At 34.2% G+C, this 16,642-nt stretch carries 15 protein-coding genes and 1 pseudogene; 2 read left to right on the top strand and 14 right to left on the bottom strand.

Annotated features, from left to right (window positions below; all coding sequences use genetic code 11):
* Positions 1-34: 34 nt before the first annotated feature.
* From JFT95_RS10470 to JFT95_RS10415, 12 genes are all read right to left on the bottom strand, one after another.
* Positions 35-1,576, bottom strand: coding sequence for an acyl-CoA carboxylase subunit beta (locus JFT95_RS10470; RefSeq protein ID WP_002017014.1), 1,542 nt, complete (start codon positions 1,574-1,576; stop codon positions 35-37).
* A gap of 2 nt (positions 1,577-1,578) precedes the next feature.
* Entirely contained in the window at positions 1,579-2,367 is a 789-nt protein-coding gene (locus JFT95_RS10465; protein ID WP_002017012.1) for an enoyl-CoA hydratase, read from the bottom strand.
* 4 nt (positions 2,368-2,371) lie between these two features.
* Positions 2,372-3,283, bottom strand: a complete 912-nt coding sequence (gene mvaB, locus JFT95_RS10460; RefSeq protein ID WP_002017011.1) for a hydroxymethylglutaryl-CoA lyase — start codon at positions 3,281-3,283, stop codon at positions 2,372-2,374.
* A gap of 21 nt (positions 3,284-3,304) precedes the next feature.
* On the bottom strand, positions 3,305-3,520 hold the full coding sequence (locus JFT95_RS10455) for an acetyl-CoA carboxylase biotin carboxyl carrier protein subunit (RefSeq protein WP_001985297.1): 216 nt from the start codon (positions 3,518-3,520) through the stop codon (positions 3,305-3,307).
* A gap of 26 nt (positions 3,521-3,546) precedes the next feature.
* The gene (locus JFT95_RS10450) at positions 3,547-4,884 is read right to left on the bottom strand and encodes an acetyl-CoA carboxylase biotin carboxylase subunit (protein WP_002136442.1); all 1,338 of its coding nucleotides are present in this window, start codon (positions 4,882-4,884) and stop codon (positions 3,547-3,549) included.
* A 15-nt stretch (positions 4,885-4,899) separates the two neighbouring features.
* On the bottom strand, positions 4,900-6,045 hold the full coding sequence (locus JFT95_RS10445; protein WP_002032227.1) for an acyl-CoA dehydrogenase: 1,146 nt from the start codon (positions 6,043-6,045) through the stop codon (positions 4,900-4,902).
* 216 nt (positions 6,046-6,261) lie between these two features.
* The gene (locus JFT95_RS10440; protein ID WP_201052169.1) at positions 6,262-7,230 is read right to left on the bottom strand and encodes a YbgA family protein; all 969 of its coding nucleotides are present in this window, start codon (positions 7,228-7,230) and stop codon (positions 6,262-6,264) included.
* Positions 7,231-7,234: 4 nt separating this feature from the next.
* The gene (locus tag JFT95_RS10435; RefSeq protein WP_201052167.1) at positions 7,235-7,888 is read right to left on the bottom strand and encodes a TetR/AcrR family transcriptional regulator; all 654 of its coding nucleotides are present in this window, start codon (positions 7,886-7,888) and stop codon (positions 7,235-7,237) included.
* 24 nt (positions 7,889-7,912) lie between these two features.
* On the bottom strand, positions 7,913-8,932 hold the full coding sequence (locus JFT95_RS10430) for an ABC transporter permease (RefSeq protein WP_002127488.1): 1,020 nt from the start codon (positions 8,930-8,932) through the stop codon (positions 7,913-7,915).
* Positions 8,929-9,654, bottom strand: coding sequence for an ABC transporter ATP-binding protein (locus tag JFT95_RS10425; RefSeq protein ID WP_201052165.1), 726 nt, complete (start codon positions 9,652-9,654; stop codon positions 8,929-8,931). The genes JFT95_RS10430 and JFT95_RS10425 overlap by 4 nt, the downstream gene beginning before the upstream one ends.
* 184 nt (positions 9,655-9,838) lie before the next feature.
* Positions 9,839-10,090: a hypothetical protein gene (locus JFT95_RS10420; protein ID WP_201052163.1), complete on the bottom strand. Its 252-nt coding sequence runs from the start codon at positions 10,088-10,090 to the stop codon at positions 9,839-9,841.
* Between the two features lie 216 nt (positions 10,091-10,306).
* The gene (locus JFT95_RS10415; protein ID WP_201052161.1) at positions 10,307-11,149 is read right to left on the bottom strand and encodes a metallophosphoesterase; all 843 of its coding nucleotides are present in this window, start codon (positions 11,147-11,149) and stop codon (positions 10,307-10,309) included.
* 600 nt (positions 11,150-11,749) lie between these two features.
* On the opposite strand from JFT95_RS10415, the gene JFT95_RS10410 reads away from it, so the two are divergent.
* Positions 11,750-12,319, top strand: a complete 570-nt coding sequence (locus JFT95_RS10410; RefSeq protein ID WP_002127485.1) for a hypothetical protein — start codon at positions 11,750-11,752, stop codon at positions 12,317-12,319.
* 421 nt (positions 12,320-12,740) lie between these two features.
* Positions 12,741-14,155 (top strand): annotated as a pseudogene (locus JFT95_RS10405) (phosphatidylinositol-specific phospholipase C).
* Between the two features lie 153 nt (positions 14,156-14,308).
* Here the strand turns inward: JFT95_RS10405 and JFT95_RS10400 are convergent.
* Together JFT95_RS10400 and JFT95_RS10395 are read right to left on the bottom strand one after the other, a co-directional pair.
* Positions 14,309-15,685, bottom strand: a complete 1,377-nt coding sequence (locus tag JFT95_RS10400; RefSeq protein WP_201052159.1) for a lytic polysaccharide monooxygenase — start codon at positions 15,683-15,685, stop codon at positions 14,309-14,311.
* A 289-nt stretch (positions 15,686-15,974) separates the two neighbouring features.
* Positions 15,975-16,550: a TetR/AcrR family transcriptional regulator gene (locus JFT95_RS10395; protein ID WP_201052158.1), complete on the bottom strand. Its 576-nt coding sequence runs from the start codon at positions 16,548-16,550 to the stop codon at positions 15,975-15,977.
* Positions 16,551-16,642 lie beyond the last annotated feature (92 nt).

The following is a 16,642-nucleotide window of genomic DNA, read 5'->3' as shown; positions in this document are numbered from 1 at the left end:
GATTTTTTGAGCAAGAAAGCCCTAAATAGGGCTTTTAAACTGGATATACAGGATGTTTACGATCCGTGAATACTTGATATTTACTCATATACATTTCGAATCGTCCTTTTAGCTCTTCACGTAAATTGTTTGGATGAACAATACCATCAATCACCATCTCAGATGCTAAACGGTAAATATCAATATCTTTCTTATACTCTTCTCGTTTTTCAGCAATAAAGCTTGCACGCTCTTCTTCTGGTAAAGCTGCTATCTTATTTGCATATACAGCATTGACCGCTGCTTCTGGACCCATTACTGCAATAGAAGCTGTTGGTAATGCTAAGCAGCAATCTGGTTCAAACGCTGGACCTGCCATTGCATATAAGCCAGCTCCATATGCTTTTCGAACGACGATAGAAATTTTCGGTACAGTTGCTTCACTCATTGCAGAGATCATTTTTGCACCGTGACGAATAATTCCGGCACGTTCTACTTTTGTACCAATCATAAATCCAGGTACATCTGCAAGGAATAATAATGGAATATGGTATGCATCGCATAAATTTATAAACTTCGCTGCTTTATCAGCTGAATCGTGGAATAATACGCCGCCCTTCATACGCGGCTGATTTGCAATAATGCCAATTGGCTTACCATCAATGCGTGCTAAACCTGTAATTAGTTCTTGAGCAAATAATTTTTTCACTTCAAAGAAAGAACCTTCATCAATAATTCTGTTAATGAGATCTTTCATATTGAAAGGAGCATTTTGATTTTCTGGAATGATTTCTTCTAACGTTTTATCGAACTGTTTCGGTTCTTGAGGTGTAATCAAAGGAGTCTTTTCTAAATAGTTACTTGGAAAATAAGAAATATATTGTCTTGCTTGAGTAATTGCATCTTCTTCTGTTTTACATAAAACATCTCCGCATCCTGATACTGAGCAATGCATACGTGCTCCGCCCATTTCTTCTAAAGTTACCTTCTCACCGATAACCATTTCAGCCATACGCGGAGACCCTAAATACATAGAAGCATTTCCTTCAACCATCATAACAACGTCACAAAATGCTGGAATATACGCACCACCAGCTGCTGAAGGTCCAAATAATAAACAAATTTGTGGCACTTTTCCAGATAATTTCACTTGGTTATAAAAGATTCTTCCCGCACCGCGGCGTCCAGGGAACATTTCAACTTGATCTGTAATACGCGCTCCAGCAGAATCAACTAAATAAAATAACGGTACACGTAATTTTTCTGCTGTTTCTTGAATTCGTAGAATTTTTTCAACTGTACGTGCTCCCCATGATCCAGCTTTTACAGTCGAATCATTTGCCATTACGCACGCAGTACGACCATGTATTTTACCAGTCGCAGTTACAACACCATCAGCTGGTAATCCAGTTTGTTCACAATTTGCAAATAATGCATCTTCCACATATTCACCATTATCGAATAAAAGAGCTAAACGATCTCGAACAAAAAGTTTCCCTTTTGCTTTGTTTTGTTCATGATATTTCGGTGCCCCGCCTTGCTTAATTGTTTCAACTCGTTCTTCAAATGAATTAGATTGTTGTTTTTGATCTAACATATTTACTCCCCCTTATACATTGGTTTGCGTTTTTCCTTGAATGCCTGTAATCCTTCTAATCTATCTTTCGTATGGATTACGCCCTCATACGCCTGTTTTTCCATTTGTAAGCCGGTATGTAAATCTACTTGAATTCCATTTGAAATTGCTTCTTTTGCTAATCGAACAGCAATTGGACCATTTTTAGCAATTCGATCTGCAATTTCAATTGCTTTCTCTTCTAGTAAATCAGCTGGTACTACGAATTCTACTAAACCATATTCTTTCGCTTCTTGCGCCGAAATACGTCTTCCTGTATAAATTAATTCTTTCGCTCTACCGACTCCAATTAATCTCGGTAAACGCTGAGTACCACCTGCTCCAGGTATAATTGCAAGAGAAGTTTCAGTAAGACCTAGACTTGCAGTGTCAGAAGCAATTCTAAAATCACAAGCTAAGCTTAATTCAGTACCTCCACCAAGTGCGATTCCATTAATAGCAGCAATAACTGGTTGTGGTAATTGTTCCACCATCTCCATAGTAGAACGAATCATACCCACAGCATGGCGAACTTGTTCTTCACTCATGTTGGCACGCTCTTTTAGATCAGCACCAGCGCAAAATGCTTTTTCGCCATCCCCTGTTAAAATAACAACGCGCGTATTTGATTCTTCGTTTATTTGAGTTAATATAGTTTGTAATTCTTCTAATAATGCCAAAGATAATGAGTTTGCTTGTCTTTCACGATTTAACGAAATCTTTACAACGTGCGGTGTAACATAGTCAACTGAAATGTTTTGTAATTGCAGCATCTTCTCACCTACTTATCGTTTTATGTTGAAGCGCTCTATACACATGACTCGGTAATTGGATATTTAACTTACTTTGAATAAACTGACTAGCTCTCAATAACTTTTCTTCATCAATATTAGTTTGGACTCCCAGCTTATGGAGCATATGCACTAAGTCATCAGTAGCAACATTACCCGATGCTCCTGGTGCATAAGGACATCCTCCGAGTCCACCACAAGAACTATCAAACGTTGTAATACCATATTCTAAAGACTTAACTACATTCGCCAGAGCCATTCCATACGTATTATGAAAATGCATTGCAAACTGCGAAGCATCATACTTCTTTAATAGATGTTCTAATACTTGTTCTACTTGTAATGGATTCGCTACACCAATCGTGTCACCGAGAGAAACTTCATAAATGCCGTATGAAAATAGTTGATTACATATTTCGTCAACTGCTGTGGCACTTATATCCCCTTCATAAGGACATCCAAATACAGTAGAAACATAGCCTCTTACCTTTTTACCTTCGAACGTTGCCTGTTTTGTTATATCTTCAATTACAGCTAATGCTTCTTTAATAGATTTATTAATATTACTTTTATTGTGAGATTCACTTGCTGATAAAAAAACATTCACCTCATCTACATTTTGCAAAAAAGCTCGTTCCAAACCATTTTGATTTGGAACAAGCGCTGCATATGTAACATTTGGATCCCTTTTTAGCTCAGAAAACACATCACTTGCATCTGCTAATGCAGGAACCCATTTAGGGTGAACGAATGAGGAAACTTCAACGTACGACAATCCCGCTTCTGTAAGTAGTTGAATCCATTTTACTTTATCTTTTGTGCCAACAATCTTTTTTTCATTCTGTAAGCCATCACGTGGCCCGACTTCTTTAATGACAGCAAAATTAGGTAGTTTCAATTCGCTTCCCCCTATATCTCCCTATTCAATTTCTAGTAATACATCTCCTTCATTTACAAAATCGCCTTCTTGTACGTTAATTTTCATAACAGTTCCGGCTTCTTCTGAAACGATTGGAATTTCCATTTTCATAGATTCCAAAATGACGACATCCTGCTCTTCCTCTACTGTATCTCCTACTCCCACAACAATTTTCCAAACATTTCCTGCCATCGATGCATATACTTTCGTCATCATTTTTTCCCCCTTAATATTCATAAATCTTACTTTTTAACAAGTTGTTTCGTTACAAAACCTGTTGTATAAATACCACTTTTGAACACATCGTCTCCGAGTACTTGCAGTAGCATCGGTGTGTTTGTTTTAATACCTTCTACTTTTAACTCTTCTAGAGCAATTTTTAATTTTGAAATCGCTTCTTCACGAGTTTCACCATGTGCGATTACTTTCGCAATCATTGGATCATAGAAAGGTGTAATCGTTACTTGATTCTCCAAAAAGTGATCAATACGTATATTTGTCGGTAACGTTAAATCTGTAATTTTCCCAGGTGATGGGAAGAATGTTTTCGGATCTTCTGCATAAATACGAGCCTCAATGGCATGACCACTACGTTTTACATCATCCTGTGTAAATGATAGCTTCTCACCATATGCGATAAGTAATTGTTGTTCAACTAAGTCTAACCCAGTAATTTCTTCTGTAACTGGATGTTCTACTTGTAATCTCGTATTCATTTCTAAGAAATAAAAGTTCTTTTGATCATCTACAAGAAACTCAACTGTACCTGCATTTGTATAACCAAGTGCTTTAGCAGCTTGTACAGCAACTTCTCCCATAGCCTTTCGTGTACCCTCATCTAAAAATGGTGAAGGTGCTTCTTCAATTACTTTTTGATTTCGGCGCTGCACTGAACATTCGCGTTCCCATAAATACACTGTATTACCATGTGTATCTGCTAAAAGCTGAATTTCAATATGATGTGCATCTGCTATATAGCGTTCTAAGTACATTTCTCCGTTACCAAAGAAATTTTGCGCTCTTGTTTTATTACTTTCAAATGCTTTGGTGAGCGTTTGCTCAGTTTCCATCAACTGCATTCCAATGCCTCCGCCGCCCGCGGATGCCTTAAGCATTAATGGATAACCAATTTGTTTCGCAATTTCAATTGCTTCTTCAGCAGTTTCAATATTTGTAGTAATGCCTGGAACTACTGGCACATCTGCTGCTTGCATCGCTATACGTGACTCAATTTTACTTCCCATCTTAGTAATGATTTCTTCTGAAGGACCGATAAATACGATTCCTTCTTCTTTACAGCGAATCGGAAAAGATGGATTCTCTGATAATAATCCGTACCCTGGATGGATTGCTTCAGCATTTGTCTTCTTAGCTATTTCAATAATTTTTTCAAGGTTTAAATAGCTTTCTTGGACACGTGGACCGCCTACTAAGTAAGCTTCATTTGCCAATTTTACATGAAGGGCATTTTCATCAGCCTCAGAATAAATAGCAACGGTACGAATGCCAAGTTTTTGACAAGTTTTCATAATGCGAACTGCGATTTCCCCGCGATTAGCAATTAATATTTTTTGAAACATAGTGACTCCTCCTTTTTATCTACATCCTAAATGTCTTGCAATTACGAGACGTTGAATTTCAGAAGTTCCTTCACCAATTTCTAAAAGTTTTGCATCACGAATATATCGTTCAACTTCATATTCACGCATATAGCCATATCCACCATGAATTTGTACTGCATGATTTGCTATACGACTTGCAGCTTCAGATGCAAACAACTTTGCCATAGCCGCTTCTTTACCGAAAGGTTTATCGTTATCTTTTAACCAAGCTGCTTTATGTACTAAATTACGCGCTAATTCTACTTCAGTCGCCATATCAGCCAATTTAAATTGAATCGCTTGGAAATTAGAAATCGGTTTTCCAAATTGTTGACGTTCTTTCGCATATTGCAATGCACGTTCAAATGCAGATTGTGCAATACCTACTGCTAATGCTGCAATTGAAATACGTCCTCCATCAAGTGTATATAAGAATTGTTTAAATCCTTTATTTACATCACCAAGAATATTTTCTTTCGGTACACGTACACCATCAAGTACGATTTCACAAGTATTAGAAGCACGAACACCCATCTTATCGTAAGGGCTTGAAATCGTTAATCCTTCACTAGTAGTCGGTACGATAAATGCAGAAATACGTTTTTTACCATTGTCTTCAAAACCGTTGATAGCGGTTACAATAATTGTATTTGCATACTCTGCGTTTGTAATCCAGCACTTTTCACCACTAATAACATATTCATCGCCATCTAAAATTGCTTTCGTTTGTGTGCCCCCTGCATCAGATCCAGCATTTGGCTCCGTTAATCCGAAAGCACCTAACGTTTTACCTGACGCCATTGGAACTAAAAATTTCTGTTTTTGTTCTTCTGTACCGAAATAATAAATTGGAGAAGCACCTAATGAAATTGTTGCAGCATAGCTTAAACCTGTTCCACCACAAGCACGACCAATCTCTTCAACAGCTAACGCGTACGATAACGTATCGCCACCTGAACCTCCATACTCTTCCGGGAATGGGATACCTAATAATCCTAGTTCGCCCATTTTTTGAAATGTTTCATATGGAAATTCCGCAGTTTTGTCATAATATACAGCTTTCGGTGCGATTTCCTTTTCAGCAAAATCACGTACCATTTCTTTAATCATTTGTTTTTCGCGAGTTAGAGTAAATTCCATTCCGCTACACACCCCTTATCGAATATTGAGTTTCGACAGCGTGCGAGTTTCTACTACAAACATTACTTCTTAAAAGACACGAATATTAGTTAGACAATTGCTATAATTCTGTCATAACTTAATTTTAAAACAGATTCTGTACCAATGCACAAAAAAATTCCTACATTGTTCTACAACAACATAGGAGGTTTTGTGTCGAATTATGTAATTTATTGTTTAATAATCTCTACCTTTTCCCGAATCAGAAATTTCTACTAACCCTTCAGGGTATGGTTCGAAATATGTTTGTCTTAATAAATACTTTTCATCAAATCGAATAGCCCATGATTTTAAAATTGTAAGCAAACTACTAAGTGGTATTTTCTTTTCTGCATATTTTTGTATCAGCTCTAAAAAATGATCTTTTTCTTGTTTTTTTAGCTTTGTTTTAAAATATCCGAAAATGTGCTCACATACATTTACATTCGATGTATAGCGAGGCGCGCGAATAAATAATTTATATAAAGTCTTCTCATAGTTATCAAATACGACTTCAATTGTTTCATTTTTTTGATTTGCAATAATACGCCCTAATTCTTTTTGTTTCACCTGATTATATGCCATAAATAAATACTTATAATCTGATTGAAACGCTACGAGTTCTTTTATGTTTTTAGTATGTTTAATCATTTTGTAATGCGCGATTGTAAACAATCTTGTAAAGAAATGCTCTCTAATAATAAAATTCGACATTCTACCTTCTTCTTCAATTGGAAGATGCGAAAATTTTTTTATTACTGCTCCACCAAATAATCCAGTTCCTTTTCCTTTTACTGGCCCTTTTTCAAAACCAGAATAGATTTTCACATCACGAGTTCCGCAACTTGGCGAACGATTCTTCAAAATAAAACCGTCAACTTCAGGTAATGTTTGTAAAAATGCATTTGAAAATTCATTCATTTTTTCAGTTACATCTTCTCGTATTGACGGTTGTACAAGCCTATTCGCACCATTTTTTTCTACAATACGTATCGTTTCACGAGGAGTCCCTAAACCAATTTCTACTTCAGGACATACAGGTATAAATGTAACAAATGGCTGCAAGTTTCGAATTGTTAAATCTGGAACCATCTCTCCATTATAACGACAGGCATCAAATTCTAAACATTTACTTACAACAATTATCGGTTTAGCAAATTGTCGCATCACATTACCTCCGTGGCGTTAGTCCATACAATATAAATTGAATCGTATTTTCAATTTCCACTTCATCGTCCCATTTCTCTTCCGGCAATAATAAAAACCTCGTTAAGAGCAACCCTAATACAGCTGATAAAGTAAGACGTAATACGGAAGATGGTGGAAGTTCAATAATTTCCCCTTCTTCTTGAAACTTTGCAATCAGCTTTTTAAAATGTACAAGCAGTTCTGTTTCTATTAATTGTTGTATTTCACTTTTTAGTTCCTGCTGAAATGGTACTTCTTGAATTAATATTTTTATCATTGGAAAGTGCTTTTTAGCAAATTCAAATCTATTTTGAATTATTACTCTTAAAAGCACTTCATACGATTCATACTCTGTTTTAAATATTTCTTTTGCAAAGGCTTGTACGAAAAATGGTGCAGCAAACTTTGTTAAGGTCGGCATCACGACTGCAAACAATAAATCTTTTTTCGTTTTATAGTAGCGGAAGATTGTTCCTTCCGCTACACCAGCTCGCTTTGCAATTTCACTCGTTGAAGTTGAGGCGTACCCTTTTTCTCCAAACATATCAACAGCTGCCTCTAATATACGCATTTGACGTTCATTACGTTTATCAGCATTCGTTGCGGCAACTAATTCTTCCAGCCAATCCTTCTTCATTTATTGTGCTCCTTTTTATCATCATTATATTTTGCGATGTTTCTTTAATGCAAATACATTTCCTACTGCAAATAATAGTGAAAAAAGTAGTAATACAGTAAGATCTAATGCAATCTCTGTAAACCCTTGATTCCGAATCATTACTTGTCTCATAGCGTCAGCACCATATGTGAGTGGAAATAATTTACCTAACATTTGTAACCATGTATTCATGGATTCCATTGGAAACAACCCAGAAAAGAAGACTTGTGGCACGATAACAAGCGGTATAAATTGAATCATTTGAAATTCATTATTTGCGTATGCCGATAAAAATGTGCCTAATGTTAGTGCAGTTAAAGAAAGCATACATGTTATAAGTAGCGTTAGCCATATTGAGCCAGCTACATATAAATCTAAAATATAAACTGAAAAACTTACAATTATAATAGATTGTATAAGTGCAAAGATTCCAAAACCAATAATATATCCTAAAACTATTTCCCATCTTCTCACTGGTGTGGACAATAACCTCTCTAATGTACCACTTAAACGTTCTCTTACAAAAGATACTCCGGACAATATAAATACAAAGAAAAATGTAAAGAAACCAATTAATACGGGACCAAGCCCATCGAACATCGTAATGTCTTTAGAGCCATGTAAATAATCCACTTCAGGCTTCATCATTGATACATTATTCTTCTCTGTACTCTTTTGCAATACTTGAAGTACTGCACGGTTTTTTGATGAATCACTGCCTTCTAATAGAAGATTCATTTTTCCATTTTCTAAATGAATTACTGCATCTACCTTTTGCTTTTCTAATTCCGAAATTGCTTTGTCTTTACTATATTCATAAATTGATGCTTCTTGATTTTTCATTGCTTTTACTATAGGAGCAGGTACATCGACTACAGCAATATGCGGTATATAGTCTTTTTGTGTAAATATTAGCGATAATAACCAAAGTAATAACATTGGTGCCCCAAACATCATTGCTAAAGAACGCTTATCTCGAAAAAATTGACGAATAATACGGATGACTACACCATTAACTCTCATGATTCAATCACTCCTTCTAACATAAAGACATCTTCAATTCGTCCAGAAGATGTTTGTTTTTTCAATTCCTCCGGTGTGCCAATCGCAACTAAATTCCCTTCTCTAATTAGCCCTAGACGTTCGCAAAACTCAGCTTCATCCATAATGTGCGTTGTTACAATAATAGTTGTTCCTTTCTTTTTAAGGTCATAAAACTTCTCCCAAATCGATTTTCGAAGTAGAGGATCTATCCCAACTGTTGGCTCATCTAAAATTAATATTTCTGGTTCATGAAGGAGTGCCATCGCCAATGATAAACGTTTTTTCATTCCACCTGAAAAATGCTGTACTTGCTTTTTCATATGCTCTGATAATTGCACAAGTTCAAAAACTTCTACGATTCTCTCTTTCTTACGCTTACCTTTTAACCCATACATCGTTGCAATAAAATCTGCATTTTCATATGCCGATAGTTCTTCGTATAATGCATCAGCCTGAGCCATATAACCAATTCTTTTCATTTCATTTAGATTAGGCATGTTTGTATTAAAAACAATTACATCCCCTGTAGTTGACTCATTAATACCTGCAATCATTTTAATGAGTGTTGTTTTCCCTGATCCGGAAGGTCCAACCAAGCCAAAAATTTCTGCTTTTTCTACTTGCAGCGAAAGGTTATGCAAAACTTCTTTTTTCCCAAATTTTTTTGATACATCTCGTAAAATAATTGAAGGTTGCTGCACTAAAAATCCCCCTTTTCTTTAAAATGAGTGAGTACTCACTTTTATTTTACTCTCGAATTATTATATGTCAAACTTTTCAAACATATATTTTTTCTGTTATTTACTAACTCAATGAAACAGAGTCGACATTAGAATATCTTTTCTTAAAGTCGACTCTGTTTCATTGTAAATTATTTGATTTTTGTTATGTTTTTAAATTTAAATACCTTCTAATTCTAGCAACATCTAATGAATATTCGATAACTATTTGCTGTATTGGTAATATAACCGTTTCCGGATATAAATGTGCATATTGTAACGTTTCTGAATACTTTTCCAACCGTTTTTCTAAATACTTTACAATTTGCTCAGGATGACTTACTAATAAAGACGTACTATAATAATGAATTTGCTCCTCAATCGCCGTATATTCTTCAATTTCAAATTCTTTATGCATTTGTACACCCCTTTATATTTTTAATATTGCTTAATAATAACTATTTTAACTCGACTAATTTTTAAGTTTTTTGATTATTTACACTATAACAAACTCAATAGGTCAAATTTTGTTACTTTATGTAACGTTGAAAAATTTTAACAAAATTGTAATGGAAACTTGTACTCAAGAAAAACTACCTTTAAATTATTCTCCTGAACAAAAAAGCCGTACAGATTAATTTAACTGCACGACTACAATCTCAGGTCTATTAAAAACTCTTTGCGGAATGATACTATTGCCTAATCCTCTACTAACTATCATAGACGTATTTTGTTGTTCATATAAACCCGCTGTATATTTGGGCAGTATTCCTTGATTAGGAGCAACTAATCCCCCGATAAAAGGTAACCGAACTTGCCCCCCATGTGCATGACCCGATAACACTAAATCTACTTGCTCATCAGCATATGCTTCTAAAAATTCAGTCCTATGGGATAATAATACATTATACCTATCTGGCAGCGTTTCAATTTTTGCTTTTACAATTGCATCTTTTACAATACTTCCTTCATCAATATCTCCAGTATTAAATTCCGGATCATCAATTCCTAACAAGTTTATTTCGTGTCCTCCCTTTTGTATTATTACATGTTCATTTCTTAAAACAGTGACATGCTGTTTCTTTAATTTTTTTTCTAAACTGTTATATTTCCCTGACCATTTTTCATGATTTCCTGTCACAAAATATACCGGATATTCCTTCACAAGTTCTCGTATTACTTGCATACTCATTTCTGCATCGTACGATTTACTGTCTATTAAATCACCCGTAATAGCAATAATATCTGGATTTATGCTTTTTACTTTTTGAATTAAAACGTCTTGATTATCACCAAATTTTTTATTATGTAAATCTGAAATTTGTAGTATTTTATATCCTTTAAAAGAAGAGGGAATTTTACTAGAGGTTATTTTAACCTCAGTTATACTTATTAAATTGTTTTGTAAATATAAAAAGATACTAATGCCTACTAATATACCAATAATTAATATGATTCTTTTAATCTTCTTGTTCATACTTCCTCCTAAAATCTTAATCAGTACTACAGTTCACAATAAATATTACGTGCCCTTCGCATTCAGAATAACTGAAATTTTTTAATTGATTTGTAGTATTTGTTATAGTTTTATACGCCACTTATAAAATTTTTCAATCGCATGCGTGTATGATGTCATGCTCATTTCTCAGTAACTTTATAGCAGATCACTGGAATCTCTTCATAATATTAACATTTATCTTACTTCGTTTGATAACTATATCATGATAATTCCTATAGTTTTTTATAAAAATATTGTGTACTTTTCTCGGAGTATATACGACATTTGATTACAAATATATTATTACCACTACGATTTTAATTTGTTTAAAACGTACAAAGAGAGAATTGAAACACTAAATTGCCTTATGAAAAGGTATTACTGTATTATTTATTAGAAAATTGAAAAAACATGTGTAGATAGCTATCATTGTAAGTGCATATATAATTAACTTTAATTTTCTGACATAATTTCACATAATTCTTAAACTATTTTTTTGCGTGCATTATGAAATAAAATATTGCCCCATGTCAGTCTTTAAAAAATTATATATCATAACTTTAAGGGAGGAAGAAAACTATGAAGATGAAAAGAAAAATCATGATGACGACAGCACTTGCAGCCACATTGGCTACAGGTGCACTACCAAGTACATCGGTGTTTGCTGCTGAAAAAGAGGCTCCTATCCAACAAGAAGAGACACAGATGAGTATTCAACCATTTGCACAAAATAATTTGGAAACAGCAGTTAAAGCTGCCTTAAATGGTCCAGAAGTTAAAAAAATTAAAGTATTTGAGCATGAATTTAATGTAAAACCAATTGAAGTAGTAAATTTAGGTGGCGGTAAAACATATGTTAAGGGACAAATTTCTCATCATTTAAGTTTTCGTCCAGATGATCAATTTTATTATGAGTTTACAGTGCAAGATGGAAAGGTAATAGATAAGCCTGTATTTAATATTGATAGAGGTGGTTGGACACCATTTACTGCTCCACTTTTATCAATTCTTGCTGCGTATAATGGGATTCCAGTAAATCCAAATGATTTAAATGCACTTGGTCAACAAATTGGGAAAGTTATAGATGGAAGCTGGGAACATGCAGCCCAATCTATCGCAACTGTAGTTAGTTTAAGTTTTAATGAATAGAATTTTTAAATTTTTATTAGCATTGTAGAGATCCACTTTTCCTAAGTAGCCTTGTTATAAGAAATTCTGAAACAGCTATAAATAGATTTTTACCACTCAGTCACATTATCTTGATTTGTTAACCACCTTATCATTCATTATATGTCACAAAATAGAAGTCTTTTTTAAGACTTCTGTTTTGTTTGTATACAGTACAGCGGAAAGTTTGTTTTTTACCTATCTATGCTTCAATTCTTTAAGAATCCGTTTGACTATTAGATACAATTTATTACAACAAACTATTAAAATCTCAAATAACTTCCTACCCTATTTTGATTTTTTCAAACACAAAAATTCATTACTTTAAGAATGAAAACAATAGATGTAGTAAAAAATCATCTTGTTTTATTATATCTATTGTTTAAAAGTCAGGAGAGATAAAATGAACAAAATAAAAATGAGGAATTTTTTAAAATTAGTATCCTTACTTGTTTCACACTAGCAAGTTTAAGTACACCATCTACTATTTTTGCTGATAGTCATCCAGGTTATTCCTATGAATCCAATATAGGCTATCAAAACCCAGCATGGATGTCGAAAGTAGCAGATTCAACAAAATTGAGTGAAATATCTATTCCAGGGACTCACGGTACAATGGCTTTACATGGAGCAAGTTTTCTTGATGAAAATTTGACAAGAAATCAAACTATGAGTCTACCACAACAATTAAATTCCGGAATTCGATATGTAGATATGCGTGTTAAACGTGTAAAAGATTCTTTTGCAATGTACCATGGGATTGTAAATCAAAAAGCAATGTTTGAAGATGTATTAAAAGAGGCAATTCAATTTTTAAAAGATCATCCTACAGAAACAATTTTAATGCGCTTAAAAGAAGAAACTACTCCTGAAAGTGGCTCACTATCATTCGAGGAAATACTTAATAAATACAAAGATCTTAATTCTTCCTATTTTTGGGATCCGAGTTCTGTACCAACTTCAAAAAGAAATAATCCTACTCTAGGAGACATCCGAGGGAAAATTGTAATCTTACAAAACTTTACAGCCTCTCAGCAATATGGTATTAATTACGATAGCTTAAATATACAAGATACATTTGAAATTGAAAACGGACCCGACGGAATGTATGAAAAATGGAATGCGGTGAAAACCCACCTTCAAAATGCAAATAATAATTTTAATAATGATAAAATCTATCTTAACCATTTTAGTGGCACAAGTGGTGCTGCTGCATTATTAAATAATGTTTATCCTTGGTTTGTTGCAAGTGGTAAAGAGAGCAGAAATACTGATAGTAACCCCAAGATGATTCAAAAAGCTACAACTAATGCGTGGGAAGATTTCCCTCGTGATATAAATGGTCAAGTATTTTATGGTGGAATGAATACACTTGGAACTGAGTTCTTACAACAAGGTGGAATGAAACATACTGGTATCATTGCAGCTGATTTTCCTGGACCAGGTTTAATTGATAGTATCATTAAATTAAATGGTATACATTCGAATGAAAAAGAAATATTAATTTCGCAAATTTCTTCCGAATCTAGTCCTTTATCCGGTCAAAAAAATCGATCCAGTCAAAACTTTAAAATTGATAGTTTACCTGTAGGTACTAAGGAATTAAAATGGATTATTGAGCCTTCAGAAAAAGATCATCCTTCTACTATTTCTTTCAATGTAATGATTGATGTTTCCCTAGGTACAGATTCTATTCGTTGGAAAAATATTTCACATGGATCTAGGACTGAAGCTTATACGAATACTAAATATTATATTGCAAGCCCACTTGGTGCCACTAACAAATTTACAGTGAAAATATACGCTATTACAAATTAAAAAATAAAGAACCCCAATGGAATTCCTTTTTGATGGAATACCATTGGGGTTCTTTAATAATTTCATTTCGTATATATTGGGATGAAGAGTAAAAATTGCACCCCTGTTCCGGTATTGCACATAGAATAAGTAATAACTACCCTTTTCCACTTATCATTTATTTAAAACTGGCTTCCAAATCGATAGTGCAAAAATCCAATTTGGATCGCCGTTCCCTTGATAACTTTGAACCGCTTCATACACTTTTCCCTCATGTACTACTTTATCACCTTTATTGTATGCTTTTCTTGCATCCCATTTTTCATAAGTAGAGCCATCTAGTTTTGTTTCTACAGTTAAAACATCACTTCTACTAGACTCATTTCTAGCTAAATCAACCGCTGTCACTACATATTTGTACGATGTATTTGCCTTTAAATTTTTATCCACAAAGGATGTATTATCCGTTGTCCCAATTTTATTCATAACCCCTGCGTTTTCTCTATATACAACATAATGGTCAACACCTACATTATCTTCAGACGGACTCCACATCAAATCAACAGTTGTCGCTGTTGTACCCATACTATGTAATCCTTTAGGTTGAGTCGGAGCCTCTATATCTGGGATTGCATTTGTTGTCTTAACCTTTAGTTTTTCACTTTCTTTTGATATATTTCCAGCAGAGTCTAATGCCTTTATTGTATAGGTATATTCCGTATTTGCTTTTAGTTTTTTATCAATAAAAGTTGTACCTGGTACCGTATCAATTACTTCTCCATTGCGTAACACTTGATATTCTTTTACACCTATATTATCAGTAGAGGCCTTCCATGTTAGTTCAACACTATTGGCAGAAACTTTAGACGCATTTAATCCAGTTGGTTGACTTGGAGCTACTGTATCGGGAGCTTCATTATTTACTAGATTTACATCAATTACATTATAAAACGCAGTTGACGTATCTGCTACATCCCATACAGCTAAAATAACATGATAACCATTGCGATCAGTTGGTACATTAATTGTATGTGTTAAATTATTTGATGCTGCCGAACCGTCATGTTTCACAGTTCCAATTGGTTCTAATTCAGCACGTGTTAATGGTTTATTAGGATCCCATCCCTTTTTGGTAATGTAATAATGCCATTTACTTGTAGAATGTGCCGCTGTGTATTTCCATGTAAATGTATTTGCTCCTCCCTTTATTGTGTTTTTGAACCAGCGATTTGATGTTTGTTGGTCAAGAATCCCTCCAAACAGTCCTCCTGCCGAAGCGATTTTCCCATCAATCGGTCCACCATCTGGGAATCCTTTAGGTGCTTCTAGACTTTGAGGTTCGTACATTACATTTCCACAATTTAAATTTAATGCTCCATAATTCTGACTACATAAAGCAGCACGACTACTCGGCTTTTCAACAAACCCATGTGCATATGCACTTTGAGGAATCATTGTAATTGCCGTCACCCCTGCAGCTAAAACACAAGCACCAATTCCTTTTTTACTTTTTCTTAATCTTTCTAACTTAGATGTTAATTTCAAATTCATACTTGTCCCCCCAATATATTGTTTATGCTAATATAATAGCAATATAGGGATAAACGAACAAATCACCTACTAATATATTAATAGTTCAATAACATAAACACATTTAGTTTATTTATTAACCTGATATGGGGATAAATTAAGCAAATTAATTCTATTTTGTAACATTATGTAGTAAAGAGTTTATAAAAAACCAATAAAGATTCACAAAAAATCCAAATATCGATTACTTAATTTTTTACAACCACACCCCCACACGATAACTACATTATTAAGCAGGTTTCATGATTTATTACATTCTCTCGCCACCTGACAAAATCAGATCAAAAACATATCCCTGCATATTATCAATTAGTTTAACCACATCTGGATTTTTATCGTTGCTCAGCGACCAATTAATTGACACCATTGCGTTTGCTGTATACAACTGAGCTACAAAGTCAATCGGCACACTTACTTCAACCTGCTGCTCTTTCAAATAGGAATAGCAGGCATTATATAAAATGGCTTCTAATTCTATACGTAAATCCGCTGAGGGAACACGTACATGGAGTAAAGTTGCAACCTCTTTTTTTCGCGCTGAGATCTTATCGGTTATCATATTAATAGCTTGAGCCACATTTCCATTCTCTATTAATGCGAAACGAAATTCAATTTCTTCCTTGAACCAGCAGACATAATTTTGCACTAATTTTTCCAAAAGATCATATTTATCTGCAAAATGGCTGTAAAATGTGGACTTACTCACCATAGCATGTATGCAAATATCTTTAGTTGTAATTCGCCCAAACTCTTTTTCGTTCAAGAGGGTAATAAGTGTATTAGAAATATTTTTCTTCGTTTTATAAACGCGAACATCCTCTCCCATTAATAATCAATCTCCTTCCCAAAGTTGCTTATCAAACCATTTATATCCTTATGGTTCGATTTCGTACTTCTTACCCTTTCCTGCTTGTTGTT

Source organism: Bacillus sp. TH17, from assembly GCF_016651125.1.
Classification (GTDB): domain Bacteria; phylum Bacillota; class Bacilli; order Bacillales; family Bacillaceae_G; genus Bacillus_A; species Bacillus_A mycoides.
This window is presented reverse-complemented; position numbering and strand designations above follow the sequence as displayed.

Excerpts from the sequence above, each read along its gene's own strand:
- JFT95_RS10470 (WP_002017014.1), bottom strand. The coding sequence starts at position 1,576 with ATGTTAGATCAAAAACAACAATCTAATTCATTTGAAGAACGAGTTGAA.
- JFT95_RS10465 (WP_002017012.1), bottom strand. The coding sequence starts at position 2,367 with ATGCTGCAATTACAAAACATTTCAGTTGACTATGTTACACCGCACGTT.
- JFT95_RS10455 (WP_001985297.1), bottom strand. The coding sequence starts at position 3,520 with ATGATGACGAAAGTATATGCATCGATGGCAGGAAATGTTTGGAAAATT.
- JFT95_RS10450 (WP_002136442.1), bottom strand. The coding sequence starts at position 4,884 with ATGTTTCAAAAAATATTAATTGCTAATCGCGGGGAAATCGCAGTTCGC.
- JFT95_RS10445 (WP_002032227.1), bottom strand. The coding sequence starts at position 6,045 with ATGGAATTTACTCTAACTCGCGAAAAACAAATGATTAAAGAAATGGTA.
- JFT95_RS10440 (WP_201052169.1), bottom strand. The coding sequence starts at position 7,230 with ATGCGACAATTTGCTAAACCGATAATTGTTGTAAGTAAATGTTTAGAA.
- JFT95_RS10435 (WP_201052167.1), bottom strand. The coding sequence starts at position 7,888 with ATGAAGAAGGATTGGCTGGAAGAATTAGTTGCCGCAACGAATGCTGAT.
- JFT95_RS10430 (WP_002127488.1), bottom strand. The coding sequence starts at position 8,932 with ATGAGAGTTAATGGTGTAGTCATCCGTATTATTCGTCAATTTTTTCGA.
- JFT95_RS10420 (WP_201052163.1), bottom strand. The coding sequence starts at position 10,090 with ATGCATAAAGAATTTGAAATTGAAGAATATACGGCGATTGAGGAGCAA.
- JFT95_RS10415 (WP_201052161.1), bottom strand. The coding sequence starts at position 11,149 with ATGAACAAGAAGATTAAAAGAATCATATTAATTATTGGTATATTAGTA.
- JFT95_RS10410 (WP_002127485.1), top strand. The coding sequence starts at position 11,750 with ATGAAGATGAAAAGAAAAATCATGATGACGACAGCACTTGCAGCCACA.
- JFT95_RS10400 (WP_201052159.1), bottom strand. The coding sequence starts at position 15,685 with ATGAATTTGAAATTAACATCTAAGTTAGAAAGATTAAGAAAAAGTAAA.
- JFT95_RS10395 (WP_201052158.1), bottom strand. The coding sequence starts at position 16,550 with ATGGGAGAGGATGTTCGCGTTTATAAAACGAAGAAAAATATTTCTAAT.